The organism is Pseudochrobactrum sp. B5, assembly GCF_001939785.1.
In the GTDB taxonomy this organism is placed as follows: domain Bacteria; phylum Pseudomonadota; class Alphaproteobacteria; order Rhizobiales; family Rhizobiaceae; genus Pseudochrobactrum; species Pseudochrobactrum saccharolyticum.
The window spans coordinates 749728-769724 of record NZ_MOYL01000001.1 but is presented as its reverse complement, the minus strand read 5'-3'; the positions used below and the strand labels follow the sequence as shown (position 1 = coordinate 769724).

Genomic DNA, 19997 nt, shown 5'->3' with positions numbered 1-19997 from the left:
ATTTACAGGTCAGATGCATTCACAGGCTCAGTCAGCAACAACATAGCCGGACTGTAAGTTTCAGGATCAAGGCGTCTGGTCAGGATTGCCGCAATAGCAATGCTGACCATGTGCCATTTCCAGCCTGCAGCAAAACTTCCGGTCTGCTCATGCAGCACGGAAACAATCAAAGGCGGCAGCGCTGCCAGCAAAAAACCTCCGCCCTGCATGACTGCGGAGAGCGCTCCGGCCTGTAACGGGTAAGGAATATGCTCCAGAGCCACCACCAGCAGCAGTGAAAAACAGCCCCCCAGTCCGGCACCGACAAGCGCAACATAAAGAAACGGAGCGCTTGCTGGTGCAAAAGCAAAACCGGCAAATCCTGTAAACTGCATCGCAAGCGCCAACCACAGCCACGGTCTGCGATCCCTGCTGTTGCCCTGCGCCAAAGCAGGCATAATCAGCGCGGAAACAGCCTGACACAGTGCCATGACGGCAAGCAGACTACCGCTCGCCGTAACACTCCATCCCGCTTCCTGATAATAAGGCGCAAGCCAGGCTATGACGGATGAATAGCCGCCATTCACCAGCCCGAATGCAATCATCAGCAACCATGTCCGCGGACGGGAGAATAATTTTGTCAGGCTTTTACCGGCCTGAACCGAGGTTGAAGCGGGGAGTACCGCCCAGACCAGAACAGTTGCAAAAAGTCCCAAAATTGCAAAATAACCAAAGCCTGCCTGCCATGTTCCGGTCAGTTGCACAATGACAGGTGACAATTGCGCGCCAAGCGCGCCGCCTGCCAGTAGCATAGCGGAATAAAGCCCCATAATATTGGCAAAACAGTCAGGAAAACGCTGCTTGATAATTGCAGGAAAAAGCGCCTGCACCGCCGCAACGCCAAGGCCGATAATAGCTGCTGTCATCAGCAATGCAGGCCCTGTGGTAACAGCCAGCCGCAACAAAGTACCGACAGTGATACAGGTCAGTGCCGCGAGAAGAATGCCGCGCATCTCACCCGTGCGTAACAATGCGGGACCGGCAAATGCCACACAGCCCATCAGCGCCATAGGTATCAGTGTCAACAGCGCCATACCGTGATGGCTCAGTCCGGTTGCGTGGCTGACATCTTCTGCGAGAGGGCCGATAGCCGCAATAAAGGGTCGGAGATTGAGTGCTACAACGATAACAGCCATCAGGAAAATATAATTTCTGCCTCCCTTCATATGCGTCTTTCTCCTGATCATTTTGCCTGCGGGCATAGTGAAGCAGGCAGCCGCGCACCACGCTCATAGCGCCCTGAAAAACTGCCTGCTTTACCGGAATCTTGTCTTATATGTCAGCTGATACGTGCGTAATGTTCAAAGCCGACGCTCTTCAGCGGAATTGCCTCATGCTGATAGCCGACCGGACGGATCGGGCTTTTGAGTTCACGGGACAAAAGCTTACGTTCACGACGTTTCTCCGGATGCACAATCGGCACCGCGTCCAGCAAGCGCCGCGTATAAGGATGCGCCGGCGTGCTCAGAACAGCATCACGCGGGCCGATCTCGATAATCTCACCCAGATACATGACCGCGATGCGATCACTGACTTTTTCAACCACCGCCATATCATGGGAAATGAAGAGGATGGAAATGGCATATTCCTCCTGAATTTCCTCCAGCAAATCCAGAATTTGCTCCTGAATGGACACATCCAGAGCGGAAACCGGCTCATCGGCGATAATCACTTTCGGGTTCAGAGCCAATGCGCGGGCAATGCAGATACGCTGCCGCTGACCACCGGAAAACTGATGCGGATAGCGGTCTGCCTGTGCTTTTGTCAGCCCCACCCTGTCCAGCAATTGCAAAACCCGTGCCTGTATTTCAGCGGCAGTTCCCATACCATGAATATGCAACGGTTCCGCAACAATCTGCTCAACTGTCATACGTGGGTTCAAAGACGCATAAGGATCCTGAAAAACCATCTGGATACGTTTGCGTGTTTCGCGCATATCCGAGGCATTCATATCTCCCAGTTTACGCCCCTGCAGCCATATTTCACCGCTATTGGCCTGTATCAGTTGCATGATTGCTTTGCCGGTCGTGGATTTACCGCAACCGCTTTCGCCAACCAGTGATAATGTTTCTTTTTCCCGCAGCTCAAAGGAGACATTCTCCACGGCGTGAACATTGGCAACAACGCGCTGAAACATGCCCTGACGCACCGAAAACCGTGTCACGAGGTTGCGCACACTCAGTACAGCATCCGATGTATTCTCAACAGCAATGACATCATTACCGCGCATTTCGCCAAGTTTAGGCGTGGCATCCAGCAAACGACGGGTATATTCATGCTGCGGATTGTTGAAAACAGCGTGAACCTCCCCCCTTTCAACAATTGCTCCGTTCAGCATCACCACAACCTTGTCGGCAATCTCAGCCACAATGCCCATATCATGGGTAATCAGCAGAATGGCCATGCCGGTTTCCTGCTGAATAGTTTTCAGCAGAGCCAGAATTTCCGCCTGCACAGTCACATCCAGTGCAGTCGTCGGCTCATCAGCAATCAGCAAATCTGGCTTGCACAGAATGGCCATGGCAATCATCACACGCTGGCGCATACCGCCTGACAGCTCATGAGGATATTGTTTCAACCGTCGCTCGGCTTCCGGAATACGCACCTGATTAAGTGCCTCCAATGCGAGGCGCCCCGCCTCAGCCTTACTTACCTGCCGATGCCGGATAACAACTTCAGCCAGTTGCGCCTCAATCGTCAGAACCGGATTGAGCGATGTCATCGGCTCCTGAAAGATCATGGCAATCCGATCACCACGCAGCGCCTGCACCTGCTTTTCATCCATCGCGTAGAGATCAACGCTCTGCCCCGCTTTGTCATAGAGCAATGCCTGCCCGCCGGTGATTGTGCCGCCCATAAATCCGACCAGCCGCATCACCGACTTGGCCGTTACCGATTTGCCGGAGCCGGACTCACCGACCAGCGCCACGATCTCCCCGCGCCCGATGGCAAGGTCTATGCCTTTCACTGCAAAAGTTGCGGCATCCATGCCCTTAAACTTTACAGCGAGGTCAGAAATTTCGAGCAATTTTTCGGTCATCATAATCTCCGGCAAACAGGCTTTTATAGTCTCAGCAAGCGGCGTAAGCGCGAATTTCGACGGCGCAGTCACGCCGTGCCGCATGTCCCGTTACGACCGACAATGCCGGAACACCTTCAGGATCAATCCAGTCATTCCACACTTCGCAAAAAGCATCATATTCGCTGATATCGAACAGCCAGACCTGCACCATCAGAATGTCTTTGCGCGATGATCCGACACTCTGAAAATAGTCATCAATAATATTCAGGATCTGCAAAGACTGGTCTTTGACATCTCCCCCTTTATCCGGTGCTGTCAGACAAACCGAAGCCAGTTTGTCGGATGCTTTTCCGAGACATATTCTCGGCTGATGTCCTGCTCCGTCGATCCGGCCAAGCTCTCTCAGTTCCATAGGGTTCTCCAGTTCTTAAGGCTTGAGTTCGGTCTGTGTTTCAGCTGCGATAAGCAATCACAACAGCTTCCACGAGCACATCGGAACGGTAGAGTTCTCCGCTGACGCAGGTACGTGCCGGCGGGTTGGCAGGGTCAGCCCATTCATTCCACACAGAATTCATGGCACCGAAATAGCGCATATCTTTCAGCCAGATATGAACAACGAAAATGGATTTGTGATCGGAGCCTGCGCTTTCCAGAAGCCGGTCGATCTTCTGCAGCACTTCTCTCGTCTGCTCTTTAATATCGCCGCTTGTGTCGGTTGCATGCACACCGGACAAAAACACCATATCATTATGAACAACGGCCATGCTTTTCAGAGCGCCATCAGTCTTTGAGATTTCAATACGTTCGACCAAAGTAGTTGTTCCTTCTTTTTAAGTTGCAGAATTTTTGGATAACGAAGTTCAGATCATCTCGTGCTCAGACGAGGATCAAAATGCGTTCTGAGAACATCACCAAGCAGATTGATGGCCAGCACCGTGGTGAAGATGCAAAGGCCGGGGAAGAATGCCATCCACCAGGATGTGCTGATGTAAGAGCGCGCATCCGCCAGCATTCCGCCCCATGTCGGTGTTGATGCAGGCACACCCAGCCCCAGAAAACTGAGACTTGATTCAGCAATAATCGCTGTCGCCATGGCGAAAGTACCGACAATCAGGGATGACTGAATGAGATTAGGCAGAATATGCTTCCACAGGATGTGACCGTCCCGCGCACCGAGCGACCGAGCGGCCACAACAAAATCCCGTTCACGCAAGCTCAGTGCCTCGGCGCGTGCCAGACGGCAATAGGGAATCCAGCGCTGTGAGGCGAGCGCGATAATCAGAATGCCGAGGCTCTGGCCAAGGAAAGCGACAATGGAAATCGCCAGCAGCAAGGGCGGGAAAGCCCAGACGACCTCCAGAAATTTCTGAATGACAGAGTCAACACGACCGCCGTAATAGCCGGAAACCACACCGAGTGTGACACCAACCAGACCAGAGAAAATAACCACGGCAACGGCAATAATCAGCGAGACACGCGAACCGTAAATGATGCGGCTTAACAGATCCCGTCCGACATGATCCGTGCCGAGAAAATGCGGGCCGGTCGGTTGCGGCGGCATCAAAGCCAGCATCAGATCCTGCTTGTTCGGATCAAACGGTGCCAGCAGTGGTGCAAAGAGGCTGGCGATCAACAACAGGCTGACAACACCCAGACCAAAAACAGCTTTCGGCGTTTTGACAATCTCTGTGAGTTTTTCTGTACTGAAGCGGAAAGTCATCGGCATTACCTCAGACGGATACGCGGATCGACAATCGTGTAAATCATGTCAATCACGAGATTAATGAAAACGAAAAGCGAGGTGTAGACGAGGACAAGGCCGGTAATCAGCGGAAAATCGCGGAAGGTTATGCCCTGTAGCAGCAGATAGCCGATGCCGGGCCAGGAGAAGACCGTCTCGACAATGATCGCGCCGCTGATGAGTGTGCCGAATTCAAGCCCGATGATGGTGACAACGGAAATCAAAGCATTGCGGAAAGCATGGCGCCACAAAACGACACGTGCCGACATACCTTTGGCGCGGGCGGTCATGACATAATCTTCCTGCAGATTTTCCAGCACGGATGCACGGGTAATCTGCATAATGATGCCCGCCATATTGGTGCCCAATACGATAACCGGCAATGTCAGATGACGCACTGCATCCCAAAGCGCATCCCAACGCCCTGCAAGCAGTGCATCGATTGTCAGGAAGCCTGTAATAGCCGGAACATCCATGCCCCATGTTGCACGCCCGCCCGATGGCAGGAGATTGAACATACCTGCAAAGAGCAGGATCAGGAGAATCCCCAGCCAGAAATTTGGCAGGCTGATACCGAAAAATCCGCCTATTGAGCCGATCGTATCGACAAAGGAATTCGGCTTGCTGGCAGCCCAGACACCAAGCGGCAATCCCAGAATGACGGCAAGCAGTGTGGAATAGATGGCAAGCTCAATACTGGCCGGCAAACGCTGTAAGATGAGATCCATGACAGGTTCGCGATAGCGGAAGGATTCTCCCAGATCTCCCATCAGTGCATTCTTGATAAAGGTCAGATACTGAATATAGACAGGCTGATCGAGCCCCCAGGCAATACGGATATTCTGCCGGATCTCTTCAGTTACCTCATCGCTGACCAACATATCCACGGGATCGCCGGGTGCGAGTTTTATCAGTACAAAAATCAAAAGTGTCACCATGAAGAGCACAGGAATTGTGCCCAACACGCGCTTCAGCGTATAGCCCAACATGGAAAATCCTCGGGAATTGACCGGAGCATGCCACGGCGAAGCGGAAGCAAACTTCCGGCTGCGGCATACGCAATATTAAAAAGACGGGTACATAGTCTGATCAGTGCAACCGGATCGGCCGGCTCCTGAAACCGGACAGGAATATCCCTTATCCGGCTTCAGGAAATCCGCATCGGAAATCAGCGCAGGTGGATTTCCCAGCCATTCACACGGTCGGCTTTGCTCGGTTTGAAATCGATGCTTTTGGAAACACCCCATGCCAGACGGTGCAGCCAGAGGAAACAAGCCGGAGCGTCTTCCGTGATTTTCACCATGGCTTTATTCAGCATGGAGACCCGTTTGGTGAAGTCAAATTCTTCACGCTCGGCCTGCAGCAGCTTATCGACTTCCGCATTGGAATATTTCAGACGCGGTGATGCACCGGTTTCAAAATATTGCGCCAGCGCAGGGGACGGATCCAGCATATTGCCACGCCCCATATAATAGAATGGTGTGTCGCCGCGCTGTACATTCGTCCACAGAGTTGCCCATTCCGGTGTCTTCAGCGTTGCTTTAAAGCCCGCCTCTTCCAGCATCGGAATAATCGCCTCGGTAATCTGGCGGTCTGCAATATAGCGTCCTACCGGCGTATAAAGATCAACCGCAACACCGGTTGCACCGGCCTCTGCCAATAAGCTCTTTGCTTTTTCCGGATTATAATCAAACGGTGTTTTGTAATCTGCATCATAGCCAAGCTGACCTGCACCGACCGGTCCATTCAGCAAGGTTGCCTGATTACCGAGAATAGCGCGGGCAATACCCTCACGATTGATTGCATGACATACCGCTTTACGTACCCGTGCATCATCCCATGGTTTGGTCTCAGGGCTCATGGCAATGAACATAGCCTCTGCGGAATCGACCATTTCAACTGTCGCATTCGACATTTGCTGCACGCGGTTAATCAGTTGCGGCGGAATTCCCTGCGCGATCTGCACCTCGCCATTGGCCAGCGCGGTCACACGCTGCTCCGGCTCGGTCATCATCCGGTAGAGAATGCGCTTCGGATTTGTCTCACTGACCATCGGATGGCCATCCACGCGCTCAATCACAATATGGCTGCCGATACCGACTTCCACCAATTTATACGGGCCTGCACCAATCGGATGCTGACGATCAGCTTCCTGTGCGCCGTATTTGTCATAGATGGATTTGGATGTGATCTGCATGAATGCCAGATAATTCGGCAGTGTGGAGATTTTTTGCGTTGTTGTAATCCGCATACGCAGATCATCAAGCGCCTCGACATTTTTAATATACTGGACAGAGGCTTGCGACATGCTCTGCGGGTCGTTACGCGCGCGCTCCATCGAATGGATCACATCTGCAATGACAACCGGCTCGCCGTTATGACGCTTCTGATCCGGCCGCAATGTCAGAATCCAGTTCAGGTCATCTTCAGGCTCAAGGCTTTCGGCCAGAAACGGAACGAATTTTGCCTGTTCAAAATCCCAGCGCGTCAAGCAACCATAAATCTGACACCAGATCGACCCGATCAGCACAACGGAATCCGCATAAGGATTATAGCCCGTCACACCTTCTGTAATCGCAACAGTAATCTGATCAGATTTCTGAGCCTGTGCCGGTGATCCCGCGACACTGACAGCCAGTGCAGCACCCAGCAGCAGGGCCTTTTTAATTCCCTTAATCATCTTTCCCCTCCTCTTTTTATGTCATGCGTGACAAGAAGTAGTTTTTTTTAAATAAGTAAGCTATTACTTACTTTCTTGTCAATTACCCTCATTGCAAAATGCGTAAATATACGCTCTGAAATGTCAGAGCGTTGGAGGATTACAGAATGAGTAAAGTGGATATGAGCACTTCCAAAGCTGTGCGCTCGCGCAATGCACAAGCCACAAGCCAGGCTATTCTCGAATCAGCCATTGTTGAATTTTGCGAATATGGCCTGAGCGGCGCCAGCACATCGCGTATTGTCGAGCGTGCGGGCTGTAATATCCGCATGCTTTACCATTATTTCCAGAACAAAGAGACGCTGTATAAAGCGGCTCTGGAACAGGTTTATAATCAGCTGCGCGGCAGGGAAGCAGAGCTGAGCATACTCGACCGCGACCCGATGGATGCTATTAAAACCCTGACCGCATTCACCTTTGATTATATGCGGGACACCCCCGCCTTTATCAAACTCGTGCTTGGTGAAAACCTGTTGCAAGGGGAGTTCATCCGTACCATCCCGAGCATACCGCGCTCGTCACGCCCTTTTATCCAGTCGATCCAGACACAACTCGACCGTGGGGTTGCTGCCGGAATATTCCGCTCGGGGATCGATGCCACCCAGCTTTATATTTCCATCGTCTCTCTCAGCTTCATGTATCTTTCCAGCCAATATACGCTGTCCGTTACTTTTGGCGTCGATATATCCTCGGAGGAGAATATCCGCACACGCCGCCTTCACGTTGTTGATATGATTGAGAAATATCTGAAACTAAGCGCTGAATAAGCCATGTAAAACAAAAACTGCCGTCAGATCGCTAAAATCTGACGGCAGAATAAAAAGCGCAAGCAGTATTTACCAGTCCATGACAACTTTGCCGGAATTACCGGAGCGCATGGCCTCGAAACCGTCGCGGAATTCATCAATCTTGATACGATGCGTAATAACCGGAGACAGATCAAGCCCGCCCTGCACAAAGGCGATCATCTTGTACCAGGTCTCAAACATCTCCCGCCCGTAAATGCCTTTCAGATTGAGCATTTTGAAAATGACCTTGTTCCAGTCGATTTCAAAACCGGCAGGGGCGATACCGAGAATAGCAATCTTGCCGCCATTATTCATCTTGTCGATCATATCACGGAATGCAGGAGCAGCGCCGGACATTTCCAGCCCGACATCAAAGCCTTCTGTCATGCCGATGGACTTCATCACATCATCAAGATTTTCTCTTGAGGCATCCACCACATAATCAATGCCGACTTTTTTGGCGAGATCCAGGCGCACCGGATTGATATCGGTGATGACAACCTTGCGTGCGCCCGCACGTTTGGCGACCATTGCCCCCATGATGCCGATCGGGCCTGCACCGGTAACCAGCACATCCTCGCCGATCAGATCGAAAGACAAAGCCGTATGCACAGCATTGCCGAAAGGATCGAAAATAGCAGCGATTTCATCCGGCACTTCATCCGGGATAGCCACCACATTATATTCCGGCAGGCAAATGAACTCTCCGAAAGAACCCGCGCGGTGCACACCTACACCAAGCGTATTGCGACACAGATGGCCACGACCCGCACGGCAGTTGCGGCACTTGCCGCACACAATATGCCCCTCACCCGAGACGCGTTCACCGATTTTATATTTGGTCACAGCCGAGCCGATCTCTGCGATCTCGCCCATAAATTCATGACCGACAACCATCGGGACAGGCACGGTGTTTTGCGCCCACTGATCCCAGTTCCAGATATGCACATCCGTACCGCAGATAGCGGATTTTTTGACCTTAATCAGCACATCATTCGGGCCAATCTCAGGAACAGGGACGTGCTCCATCCACAGACCCGGTTCTGCCTTTGCTTTCACCAGGGCTTTCATCATATTTGTCATTGGAGTTCCCTCAGATAATGCCTAATTCACGGCCGGTTTGTTCAAAGACCGCAATGGCTTTGCGTACATCCTGCTCCGAATGGGCTGCCGACATTTGTGTACGGATACGGGCCTGACCTTTCGGCACCACAGGGAACGAAAAGCCGGTCACATAGACGCCTTTTTCAAGCATTCGTGCGGCCATTTCCTGTGCCAGCGCAGCATCACCCAGCATTACCGGAATGATCGGATGGCCGTCACCGGCAAGTGTAAAGCCGAGCTTAGTCATTTCACGGCGGAACAATTCTGCATTCGCAGCCAGACGGGCGCGAAGTTCCGCACCGTTTTCGATGAGATCAAAAACTTTCAGTGATGCCGCAGCAATAACCGGCGCGAGTGTGTTGGAAAACAGATAAGGCCGTGAGCGCTGTCTCAGCCATTCCACAGTTTCAGCTTTGGCAGATGTATAGCCGCCGGATGCACCGCCAAGCGCCTTACCGAGCGTGCCGGTGATAATATCAACCCGTCCTTCAACGCCGCAATATTCAGCAGAGCCGCGACCATTTTTGCCGACAAAACCAACCGCATGGCTGTCATCGACCATGACCATTGCATTATATTTGTCTGCGAGATCACAAACGCCCTGCAGATTGGCAATAATCCCGTCCATCGAGAACACGCCGTCTGTGGCGATCAGTTTAAAGCGGGAGCCTTCCGCCTTCTTCAGCTCTTCTTCAAGCGCGGCCATATCATTATTGGCGTAACGGAACCGTTTTGCCTTCGACAGGCGGATACCGTCAATAATCGAGGCATGGTTCAGCGCATCAGAAATAATTGCGTCTTCTTCACCGAACAGTGTTTCAAAAAGCCCGCCATTTGCATCAAAACAGGAAGAATAAAGGATGGTATCTTCCATACCGAGAAATGAGGAAATGCGGTCTTCCAGCTGTTTGTGCTCTTCCTGCGTCCCGCAGATAAAGCGCACCGACGCCATGCCGTAGCCATAACGGTCGAGCGCCTGCTTGGCAGATTCTGTCAGTTCTTCATTATCCGCCAGTCCGAGATAATTATTGGCACAAAAATTCAGAACGCGATCTCCCGAGGCCACTTCGATTTCACCGGCCTGTTTGGAGGTAATAATACGCTCGGTCTTATACAGGCCGGATGTTTTCAGGCCATCCAGCTCGGAACGGAGATGTCGAAGAAAATCATGTGTCATGCTTGAAGCTCTCTCACAATTATACCGGCATCTGCCCCGCATTTTATCAGTATTTTCCGATGCAGGGCAGACAGAATGCAGATCAGTTATTGACCGGTTGCATAGCCATTTTTGCAAAGTCCGGTCAGGTCAGACAGGGAAAGCGCATCCATATCCAATGCGTTCAAAAGGTCATTTTCAGCGGTAAAATCCCGTCCGTACATTGCCGAGAAGATTTTAACGCCTGCTTCATGCAATTCGGCAGGCTTACCTGCAAGGCGAGCCAGTCTGGCAGTCATCACCAGACCAAACGGCACATCTTCCGTGACATAGCGGCTGTCCGCTGTGGTCGGGCCGGAACCGCCATTGCCTGCGGCATGCATTTCCTGATTCATCTGCGAAATCGAGCTGACAGGAACATGGAATGAAAGATGGAAATGCTCGAAAATCGTCCGCACTTGCAGCCCCAGAGCGGTGGCAACATTGATGCGCTCCTGATCCAGATCTTCCAGAAGACGCCCGACATTCGGCGTTACATTCTGCCCCTGACTCCAGCTTTCACCGCGTTCCATACGGGTCATATTCCCCAGTGCAATACCCATGTGGTTTTGCGGGTTGAGATTGGACAAGGCAATGGCCAGCAGGCTGCCGCGATCCACGAAACGATCCCCGAACAATGTCTGGCAAAGTGCCAGCCCTTCTGCGCTGCGCGACTCCGGCACTGTCGCAAGATCAATACGTTTGCGCACAGTATTTACATTCACTTCCGTCTGGCTCAGCTGACGGCCTGAGACAACTGTTGTTCCCCACGCAATAACCGGAACGCTGATATCACGCGCAGCCAGCAGGCGGGACAGATAGAGCGCACCAAAGGAGGCATGGGAGCTGATGATAACGCTCTGCTCCGCACGGATATGAGGTGCCACAGCATCCAGCACTGCCTTGTGCCCATAGGCAGGCAGAGCCACCACAAGCACATCAGAACCTTCGGCCAATGCACGCGCATCCGCAGCCACCTGCGGCCGGAATGTGCCGGTCACAGCACCGGAGGCAGTCAGCGCCTCGCCTGCGGCCAGCGCCTTTGTGCGCTCCCCCGATGGTGACCAGAGAATAGCTGTGTGGCCTGCCTGTTCCAGAAATGCTGCCATACCAAACGCGATTGATCCGGCGCCAATAATCCCTACCCGCATAGTTTTTTGTTCCTCACTCATAATCATTCAAATTATTCTGCGGTTGTTCCGCATTTTGTTATTTGGGTCGTAAATTGCTGCCAAAGCCGCCATTCACACCGGCAAAGGCAACGACCAGAAAGGCTTTGGCAGGCTGGCTGCCGATACTGGTCAGGCAATGCGGCACCTCTGCCGAATAACGGGCTGTTTCACCCGCCCTGACCACCGTTTGTGACGCTGTGTTGGAAACGTGGATTTCACCCTCAAGACAATGCAGATGCTCCATTGTTCCCGGACTATGCGCCTCACTCTCCAGCTTACCGTTGAGATCAAAGTTCAGGAGATACCATTCGATCAGTGCAATCATGCCGGCCGGTGCCAGAATCTGCAAAGTACAGGTACCGTCCGGACTGCGGATCGTCGGTGTCAGATTGCCGGGCAGCAGATGAATCTGATCTGTCCGCTCATTGGTCACGCCGCCCATCAGGCAATCCAGATTAACCCCAAGCGCCTGTGTCAGATGCCACAGCGTGCCATAGGTCGGATTGGCATTACCGCGCTCGATCTCGGAAAGAATGGAACGCGATACGCCTGCCATAACGGAGAGATCTGCCAGTGTAAGTTTTCGCTCTTTACGCAAAGCCTGCAAACGAGGCCCGATTTCCGGTGGTGTCAGCTGCTTCATTTGCTCACTCCTCAAACTATGCCGCAGACCTATTCCTCTACAGGCTCTCCCAATGTATGCATCAGTCTGTTTGCCCAGCCGAAAAGCGATGCAGACAGAATGAGATCAAGGATTTCATTCTGATCCAGCCCTGCTTCGGTCAGCGCCTGCATGTCGGTCGTATCAGCCTGCGGCGGGCAGGCCGACAGGCGAACTGCAAAATTGAAAATTGCTTTCAGCCGCGGTTCAATATCCGCATTCACACCATCACGAAAAATGGCGGCAATGGTATCCTCTTCCTTTGCCAGCTGATTATAGCGGCTTGCATGTACCGCCGCGCAATAGATACATTGGTTTACAACCGAGGCTCCCACTGCCCCGATTTCCCGCTCTGCGCGGGACATACCGCCGCGATTATACATCACGCCGTTAAACAACGGAGACCGGTGCTTCAGCGTTTCAGCATCATGTGCAAGCACCAGAAGATAGTCCGAAACCTTGGTATTGGAAGGCGTGACTTTCAGCGCATCCAGCTGCTCCGGCGTTGCATCCGCCAGCACAACCGGCGTCACATAGGGTTTCCAGACCGGCACTGTTGTCGTGAATTCATGAATGGTCTTACCCATGTAAACCTCTCATCAAACGCAAACCGGCTGCAACGCGGATCTGATAGCTGACAAATGCCAGAAGCTCCGAAAGCCGTACAATATCAGCGTCATTCACACCGGCCTGACGCAGCTTCTCAATATCGGCACCCGTGGCATCTTTAGGAGAGCGCGTCACAATATCCGTATGCCGGATCAAAGCCTGCAAACGCTGATCGTCACCGCCGTTGAAATTCAGATCAGCGATCAGAGCCGCTTCTGCAGCATTATCCGCCTGTTCCAGCAAAGTTGTGAAATGCTGTGTCAGCGCTTCGTCCTGATTATGTCTGGCAACTCGCACCGCAATGGCAGCGCGTTCGGCACGGGACAACCCACCCGCATCGGCAGGCATTAAGGCACTGTCATGGGTTTGCTGTGTCAGCGCCAGAATATCCGCACGGCCTGCCAGTACCTCACGCAGAGGATCTGTGGCTCCGATACCGGCAGCGCTGATAAGAATATCCGCAGTTTCCGTCATTATACCTCCTCCGCCTGTTGCGACTGTATCTGCTCAGCATCCGGTAAAGGTGAAGCTTTCCACTCATCGCCCTGCAGTTCCGGCGTGCTGTAATCCAGCAAGGCCTGCCAGTGCTGCTCAAAATTTTCCTGATAAAGCCGGGCTGCAATCTCGCGGGCGAGAATGGCCGCGCCTTCGCTGATGCCCGGAATATCGCCGCTCAACTTGCCAAGACTGGCCGCCGCACCGGCATTGAAACTGTAGATATTAGCCAGCCACGGAGCCGTGCCCGCCTCTTTCTCACGGAAAGAAAAGTCAGCGGAAAGATAAGGATGATTGCCGAGTTCTTTATTTTCTTCACCGGCCGGAGGTGTATAGCAATCGCGCCAGAGCAGGATTTTATCCGCATAGGCTTCCAGTTCTTTGCGTGCCAGCGGGTCAACGGTGAAGCCGGTGCCAAGGATCAGGAAATCCGTAACCAGCCGGCTACCGTCCTGTGTTGTGATAATGAGTTCATCACCGCTCTGCTCGACCGATTTCACACCGGCATTAAAATGAAAATACGCATTGTCATGACGGCTGACCCGCAGCGTTGAGCCGCGCGGTGCAGGGGTCTGGGTGCGCAATGAATAATTCATGATCTGCCAGCGGCGTGCATCATCCAATTTGGAAAAAGCGGCCGTAAAACCAAAGGAGCCAATACCCATCAGCTTGTTAATCTGCGGCATTTCCTTGCGGCGGATAAGATGGCGCACTTCTTTGGCACCGGCTTCCAGTGCCTCAGCGGCATTATCCACCGCAGAGGCTCCCACACCGACCACAACCACCCGTTTGGAGCGCAGTGCCTGAAAATCAATCGCATCAGAAGAATGCGCCCAGAACTTCCTGTCCAGCCCCGCTACAAAGTCCGGAATATTGGGATGCCCCATACCGTCACGGCCAGTCGCCATGACAATTTTGCGCGCCAGAATTGTCGCCTCTTTGGCACCGCTGCCCGCCAGTGTCAGGCGCATCAGCGGCCCTTCCGGCAGGATGGATTTGACCTCGATATTATTCTCAACCGGCAGAGACAGAACTTTCCGGTACCAGCGCAGATAGTCCATCCACATCGGGCGCGGGATTTTATCCATCTCAGCCCATGCATCATTGCCGAATTGCGCCACGTACCACGAGCGGAATGTCAGCGAAGCAATACCATAGGCAGGGCCTGTCAGCTGTTTTGGCGATCGCAGTGTTTCCATACGCGCATAAGTGAGCCACGGGCCTTCAAAGCCTTCAGGACTGCGGTCGAAAATACGGATATTACGGATGCCGCCCGCCAGCAGTGAAAATCCGGCAACGAGCCCGCACATGCCGCCGCCGATAATCACGACATCATGCACTTTCTCTGCACCATCAGTTGTTTCCACCCAGTTTGCAGGCGGATAACACAGACAGGCCAAATCATCGCGGACACGATGTTCCAGCCCTTCAAGAGTGGAAGCGGCAACCTTAAGCGGTGCCTGCACGTTATATTGCATAACTCATTTCCATCCGGTTTTCTCAGATAATGATGAAATTCCGGTCACATCAAAGCGACCGGAATGATCTGCATGACCTCAGTTCGAAACAGGTAAGACTGTTGCGCTTTCCGGCTTCCAGCTGACCCAGATGTCATCCCCGACGGAAGAAGTGATATCTGCCGGATGGCTGAGCGCATTGAGAACCGTACCGCCGTCCACCTCAACAAAGACAGACGTATGATTGCCTTTGAACACCAGCTGACGGATGCGGCCTTTCAAACGGTTCTGACTTTCCGGTGCTGTTTGTGTGCAGCGGATCGCTTCTGGGCGCAGAGCAATGAAATAGCCGTCCTGCGCTGAAACGCTCGCAGTGCCGCGCGGAGCCGTCAGAATATTGTCGTTCCAGTTCAGCTTCAGCATATCATTTTCAACGCCGGAAACCTGACTGCGCAGCAGATTGGTTTCACCGATAAAATTGGCAACAAAAACGCTCTTCGGCGCACGATAGAGTGTATGCGGATCACCCATCTGTTCAATGCGACCTTTGTTCATCACAATAATCTGGTCAGACATTGTGAGTGCCTCTTCCTGATCATGCGTAACAAAGACAAAGGTCTTGCCGGTTTTTTCCTGAATGGATTTCAGCTCGATCTGCATCTGCTGGCGCAGTTTTGCATCCAGTGCCGAGAGCGGTTCATCCAGCAGCAAAACCTGCGGATCCGGTGCCAGCGCACGCATCAGAGCCACACGCTGACGCTGACCGCCGGAAAGCTCTGACGGCAGGCGATGTGCATAATCCTGCAACTGCACCAGTTCCAGCAATTCAGTCACCCGCTTGTGAATAAAGTGCTTGTCGCGGCCTTTTAGCTCCAGACCGAAGGCAATATTCTTAGCAACGGACATATGCGGAAACAGCGCATAATCCTGAAACACAATATTCACATCGCGCTTGTTAGGCGGCAGCTTTGTCACGTCTTTGCCTGCGATGATAATGCGGCCGGATGTCGGTGTTTCAAAGCCGCCGAGCATGCGCAAAGTGGTGGATTTACCGCAGCCGGAAGGCCCGAGCAATGTGATGAATTTGCCTGCTTCAATGGTCAGGTTAAGCTCTTCCACCGCAACAAAAGAACCATAGCTTTTTGTTACATTCTCAAATTTAACGATCGGTTCCATTAGCGTGTCCTCGAACGGCGGGTTTTATATTCTGCATAGAGGCCAACGGCTGCGGTCACCAAAAGGACAAGCGTTGCCATGGCGTTGATTTCAGGAGACATACCGCCCTGCACCTTGGCGAAAATCAGCATCGGGAGCGTCGGCTTGTAGCCACCCAGAAAGAAGGTGCGCACAAAGTCATCAATCGACAGCAGCACGCAAAAGATCATACCGCCCATGATTGCAGGCCAGAGATAAGGCAGTGTCACACGGAAGAAGGCCACAACGCTGTCTGCACCGAGATCACGCGCCGCATCCACCAGATTGCCCGGCATTGTGCGCAGTCTTGTCAGCACCATCACCACCACAAAAGGCACGGCGTGCACTGTGTGCCCCAGAATAATGGCGGCTGTACCTGTCGGCATATCAATGGACGAGATGAAAATGCGCATCGAAATCGCCGAGATCATCCCCGGCACGACGGCAGGCAGACAAGCAAGCGCAAAAATAATTGCCTGACCTTTAATCCCTTCCGCCACAATCAGCATGGCAATCCATGTGCCGATCGTCGTAGCCGCCAGCGTGGTCGCCGCAGCAATCAGAACGGAATAGATAACAGCTTCGAGAAATTGCTTGTCCTGCATGACCTTGACATACCAGTCAAAGGTCCATTCGCTGATCGGAAAAGCAATGAAACTGGCATCTTTAAAACTCATCGCCATCATCAGCATCAACGGCAGCATCAGATAGATGACAAAGGCCCAATAGGTTGCTGTCAGAGCCGTGCGCGGTGCATCATGAAACAGGTTACGCATCAGATCACCCTCCGTTTACGGCCGCCGACAAGGCGCATGAAAATTCCGGCAGCTGTTAAAGCGGTTACCAGCATGATGATGGCAAAAGCCGCACCTACCGGCCATTTATTGCTGGCGCCGTGGAAGAAGCCGCTGATGGTTTCAGGGAACATCACTGTACCGGGCCCGCCAAGCAGCATCGGCGTGGCGAAAACACCGACTGTTGTGAGAAAGACCAGTGAGCAACCCGAAATAATGCCTTCCTTGGACAAAGGCAGAATAATTCTGCGGAACCGTGTCCACGGGCCTGCACCAAGATCGGCAGCGGCATCGAGATAGGAGGACGGGATTTTCTCAATCGCGGAATAAAGCGGCAGCAACATATACAGGCACACGAGATAGATCAGACCGAATGTCAGAGAGAACGGGCCGTAAAGCATCTGGATCGGCCGGTCGATCAGACCGATTTCCCGCAGAAAAACATTGAGCGCACCACGGTTTGCCAGCAGCATAATCACCGAGAATGTGCGGATCAGCTCCCCTGCCCAGAATGGCACGAGCAGCAGCAGCAGTGCTTTGGAACGGCCTTCCGGACGCACAATTTTCGCAACATAATAAGCAACCGGATAAACCACGATCAGGGTGGCTGTAGTTGCAAAAAGTGAGAAAAAGAAGCTGCGGATCAGGGGCGTGAAGTAAATCGACTCCTGAAAGAAGATCGCATAATTATCCAGCGTATATTGCGGCTCACTGCCCGCAGGCAGCGGATATTGCGACATCAGGCTGATTTTCAGCATCTGATAAATCGGCCCGACATGCAGAAAAATGAGCCAGAGCAGAGGAAAACCTGCCAGCAGGATCACGCGTCCGTAACGCGAATTGACCGCGGCTCCCAATGTTTTCTGATACAAGCCGGAATTCATGACTTTTGCTATCCGTGTCGAATAGCGCGGCATTTCCGCTTTTTGGCTTATACCAATATCGTCCCTGATAGAGGTGTCAGACATATAGCTTTCCTGTTCAGCCCTGCGACGCATGTCGTGCTGTTTCATCAGACAGTCATTTTACGGGAAGGATGTTTGCGCCGGATCGGGCGCAAACATTCATTCAGAACGCAGAGCCGTCAGGCGGCTTTGACCTCGGCAGTTGCACGGTCGACCAGTTCGTTTTTCATATCGCGGTTGACGGAGCTGAAGAAGATAACCCGCTCAAGCTGGTTCTGTGGCAAGGTTGCTGCCATCTTCTCACGGTCATTCAGCAGATCAGCCACACCATTGATGGTGGAACTGTAGCCGGACTGACGGGTCATCGATGCACCGACTGCCGGATCTGCCAGAACTGCATTAAGCAGCTTATAGGCATTTTCCTGATTAGGCGCATTATTGACGATGTTCAGCGTATATACGAAGCCAAATGTGCCTTCTTTCGGTGCAGAAAGCTGGATCGGATGGCCTTCCATAATCAGCTTGGCAACCGGACCCGACCAGGAATGCGCCAGATAAATATCTTCATTGATAAACATCTGCTGCACTTCGGAACCGGCATCGTAATATTTACGCACCATATCCTTGTGTTTAATCAGGAGGTCGCGGGCATCATTGGTGGCCTTTTGTGCAAGCTCACGATTATCCGTATAGCTGACAAAGTCACCGTCATAGCCAAGATATTGCATGGCCAGCGTCAGGAAGTCGCTGACGATATAAGAGGTCTGCCCCTTATATTCCGGATCAAACATGATCTCCAGACTGTCCGCTTCCTTAACGTAATCAGTATTGCGTGCAAGCCCCTCATAGCCGGCCAGAATTGGCAGCCCCCAGAGCTTGTCCTCAACGCGCGCCCATTTGGCATCCTGATAGACAGAATTGAGGTTTTTCCAGTTGCTGATTTTATCTGTATCAATTGCAGAAATCAGCTTGGACTGGATGAACTGGCTATAGCGGTGCCCTGCAACCGTTACGATGTCGGTTGACGGATTGGCGCCTTCTGCAGTCAGCAGGTTATATTGCTTGCCCTGATCGTCTGTCAGACGAACGCGCACTTCAATACCGGTATCCTTCTGGAACTTGTCCAGAAAGTCCTGCGGCAGAAATTTGTCATAGGTTGTAACATTCAGAACGCCGTTTTCAGCCCATGCCGGACGCGGTCTGATGATATATGGTGACGACAGCACAGCTGTCCCTGCCGCAACCAGCTTCAATGCTGACCGGCGGTTAACCAGAAGAGTCTTCCTCATTATGTTCCCCTGAAGATATTTGTTTTTTATTATCAGGCGCAGATCAGGCTCACCCACAGGATCAATTGAAAATACTTCGCCGCTTCCCTTCGGCAGAAATATCGGATCTGGTGGAAAAATGTCCGCTAAAATGGATAATTCCGATAAAGCAGAAATATGTCAAGGGCTTTATTATAAAGAAATAATTTTTAGCATTATAATCAACGACTATAAACAAAGGCCCTTAAAATGCAAAGCAAATCAAAATTGCATTTGATTTAACATCATAATTTTGTTGATGAATTTTGCCAGAGAATATTTTTTTAGTCACGCCTGATTTACGCAGGGCAATTGACAATTCTGCTCTGTGCAACCCAAACTGAAAAATCTTTTATAGCGGATTTTTTTTCCGCTGCTTCCGCTTCTGCACAGCTCAACAATGAGACCGGATAATTCTCGCAGAGAGAATCTCCTGACCTGCATGCGCCATTTCGACGCAAATTAAACCATCTGTACAAAAATCTAACACAAACGCCCTGATGCCGCCGATTGCAGGAAAAACGGTTGCAGGTAGGCAAGTTATTGAATTGCAGTAAATTTTATGCAGCACGCCGGGCAAGTACAAAAAACGGTATCATGAGTTACAAGCCTGTCTCGTTGTCCGGCAGCATTCCCGCGAAAAGGGGTTGGGTTCCCGCGACCGATACTATATGAAGCCCTTACAACTTTAGATCTAACTCAATTAGGCAATGCTTCAATTGCTAATTGTCCCGATCTTAATCACTTCGTATTAATTTATTCAGTTTATACGTTCCTGTGTCACGGCATCGGAAC

General features: G+C 52.1%; 19 protein-coding genes. 1 reads left to right on the top strand and 18 read right to left on the bottom strand.

All coding sequences use genetic code 11. The features are described 5' to 3' along the window. Nucleotides 1–2: 2 nt before the first annotated feature. From BKD14_RS03465 to BKD14_RS03435, 7 genes are all read right to left on the bottom strand, one after another. Nucleotides 3–1205 (bottom strand): cyanate transporter, encoded by a 1203-nt coding sequence (locus tag BKD14_RS03465; protein ID WP_075654276.1) that lies wholly within the window; start codon nucleotides 1203–1205, stop codon nucleotides 3–5. Between the two features lie 113 nt (nucleotides 1206–1318). After that, nucleotides 1319–3079, bottom strand: a complete 1761-nt coding sequence (locus BKD14_RS03460) for an ABC transporter ATP-binding protein (protein ID WP_075654275.1) — start codon at nucleotides 3077–3079, stop codon at nucleotides 1319–1321. A gap of 31 nt (nucleotides 3080–3110) precedes the next feature. Next, the gene (locus BKD14_RS03455) at nucleotides 3111–3473 is read right to left on the bottom strand and encodes a Rid family hydrolase (protein WP_022709500.1); all 363 of its coding nucleotides are present in this window, start codon (nucleotides 3471–3473) and stop codon (nucleotides 3111–3113) included. A 40-nt stretch (nucleotides 3474–3513) separates the two neighbouring features. Then, nucleotides 3514–3873, bottom strand: a complete 360-nt coding sequence (locus BKD14_RS03450; RefSeq protein ID WP_210215498.1) for a RidA family protein — start codon at nucleotides 3871–3873, stop codon at nucleotides 3514–3516. Between the two features lie 53 nt (nucleotides 3874–3926). Beyond that, complete coding sequence (locus tag BKD14_RS03445; protein ID WP_075654763.1) at nucleotides 3927–4781, bottom strand: ABC transporter permease; 855 nt, start codon at nucleotides 4779–4781, stop codon at nucleotides 3927–3929. 5 nt (nucleotides 4782–4786) lie between these two features. Continuing rightward, a complete protein-coding gene (locus tag BKD14_RS03440; RefSeq protein ID WP_022709497.1) occupies nucleotides 4787–5791 on the bottom strand; it encodes an ABC transporter permease in 1005 nt (334 codons plus the stop codon). A gap of 179 nt (nucleotides 5792–5970) precedes the next feature. Beyond that, entirely contained in the window at nucleotides 5971–7482 is a 1512-nt protein-coding gene (locus BKD14_RS03435) for an ABC transporter substrate-binding protein (RefSeq protein WP_075654274.1), read from the bottom strand. Between the two features lie 146 nt (nucleotides 7483–7628). Here BKD14_RS03435 and BKD14_RS03430 point away from each other — a divergent pair, with 146 nt between their 5' ends. After that, nucleotides 7629–8288 carry a TetR family transcriptional regulator gene (locus BKD14_RS03430; protein ID WP_075654273.1) on the top strand — a complete coding sequence of 220 codons (660 nt, stop codon included), beginning with the start codon at nucleotides 7629–7631 and terminating at the stop codon, nucleotides 8286–8288. Nucleotides 8289–8357: 69 nt separating this feature from the next. Here the strand turns inward: BKD14_RS03430 and tdh are convergent, their stop codons facing one another. The 11 genes from tdh to BKD14_RS03375 all read right to left on the bottom strand — a co-directional run bounded on the left by tdh (nucleotide 8358) and on the right by BKD14_RS03375 (nucleotide 19184). Continuing rightward, complete coding sequence (gene tdh, locus BKD14_RS03425) at nucleotides 8358–9392, bottom strand: L-threonine 3-dehydrogenase (protein WP_075654272.1); 1035 nt, start codon at nucleotides 9390–9392, stop codon at nucleotides 8358–8360. A 10-nt stretch (nucleotides 9393–9402) separates the two neighbouring features. Beyond that, nucleotides 9403–10590 (bottom strand): glycine C-acetyltransferase, encoded by a 1188-nt coding sequence (locus BKD14_RS03420; protein WP_075654271.1) that lies wholly within the window; start codon nucleotides 10588–10590, stop codon nucleotides 9403–9405. Nucleotides 10591–10676: 86 nt separating this feature from the next. Then, a complete protein-coding gene (locus tag BKD14_RS03415; RefSeq protein ID WP_210215497.1) occupies nucleotides 10677–11759 on the bottom strand; it encodes an NAD/NADP octopine/nopaline dehydrogenase family protein in 1083 nt (360 codons plus the stop codon). Nucleotides 11760–11817: 58 nt separating this feature from the next. After that, nucleotides 11818–12423, bottom strand: a complete 606-nt coding sequence (locus BKD14_RS03410; RefSeq protein WP_022709491.1) for an XRE family transcriptional regulator — start codon at nucleotides 12421–12423, stop codon at nucleotides 11818–11820. A gap of 29 nt (nucleotides 12424–12452) precedes the next feature. After that, nucleotides 12453–13028 carry a peroxidase-related enzyme gene (locus BKD14_RS03405; protein WP_075654270.1) on the bottom strand — a complete coding sequence of 192 codons (576 nt, stop codon included), beginning with the start codon at nucleotides 13026–13028 and terminating at the stop codon, nucleotides 12453–12455. Then, the gene (locus BKD14_RS03400) at nucleotides 13021–13524 is read right to left on the bottom strand and encodes a hypothetical protein (protein ID WP_075654269.1); all 504 of its coding nucleotides are present in this window, start codon (nucleotides 13522–13524) and stop codon (nucleotides 13021–13023) included. The genes BKD14_RS03405 and BKD14_RS03400 overlap by 8 nt, the downstream gene beginning before the upstream one ends. Next, on the bottom strand, nucleotides 13524–15023 hold the full coding sequence (locus BKD14_RS03395) for an NAD(P)/FAD-dependent oxidoreductase (protein ID WP_075654268.1): 1500 nt from the start codon (nucleotides 15021–15023) through the stop codon (nucleotides 13524–13526). Before BKD14_RS03395 ends, BKD14_RS03400 begins: the two co-directional genes overlap by 1 nt. 78 nt (nucleotides 15024–15101) lie before the next feature. Next, complete coding sequence (locus BKD14_RS03390) at nucleotides 15102–16178, bottom strand: ABC transporter ATP-binding protein (RefSeq protein ID WP_075654267.1); 1077 nt, start codon at nucleotides 16176–16178, stop codon at nucleotides 15102–15104. Next, on the bottom strand, nucleotides 16178–16972 hold the full coding sequence (locus BKD14_RS03385; RefSeq protein WP_022709486.1) for an ABC transporter permease: 795 nt from the start codon (nucleotides 16970–16972) through the stop codon (nucleotides 16178–16180). The genes BKD14_RS03390 and BKD14_RS03385 overlap by 1 nt, the downstream gene beginning before the upstream one ends. Then, on the bottom strand, nucleotides 16972–17958 hold the full coding sequence (locus BKD14_RS03380) for an ABC transporter permease (RefSeq protein ID WP_033315823.1): 987 nt from the start codon (nucleotides 17956–17958) through the stop codon (nucleotides 16972–16974). The genes BKD14_RS03385 and BKD14_RS03380 overlap by 1 nt, the downstream gene beginning before the upstream one ends. Before the next feature lie 116 nt (nucleotides 17959–18074). Further along, on the bottom strand, nucleotides 18075–19184 hold the full coding sequence (locus BKD14_RS03375; RefSeq protein WP_022709484.1) for an extracellular solute-binding protein: 1110 nt from the start codon (nucleotides 19182–19184) through the stop codon (nucleotides 18075–18077). Nucleotides 19185–19997 lie beyond the last annotated feature (813 nt).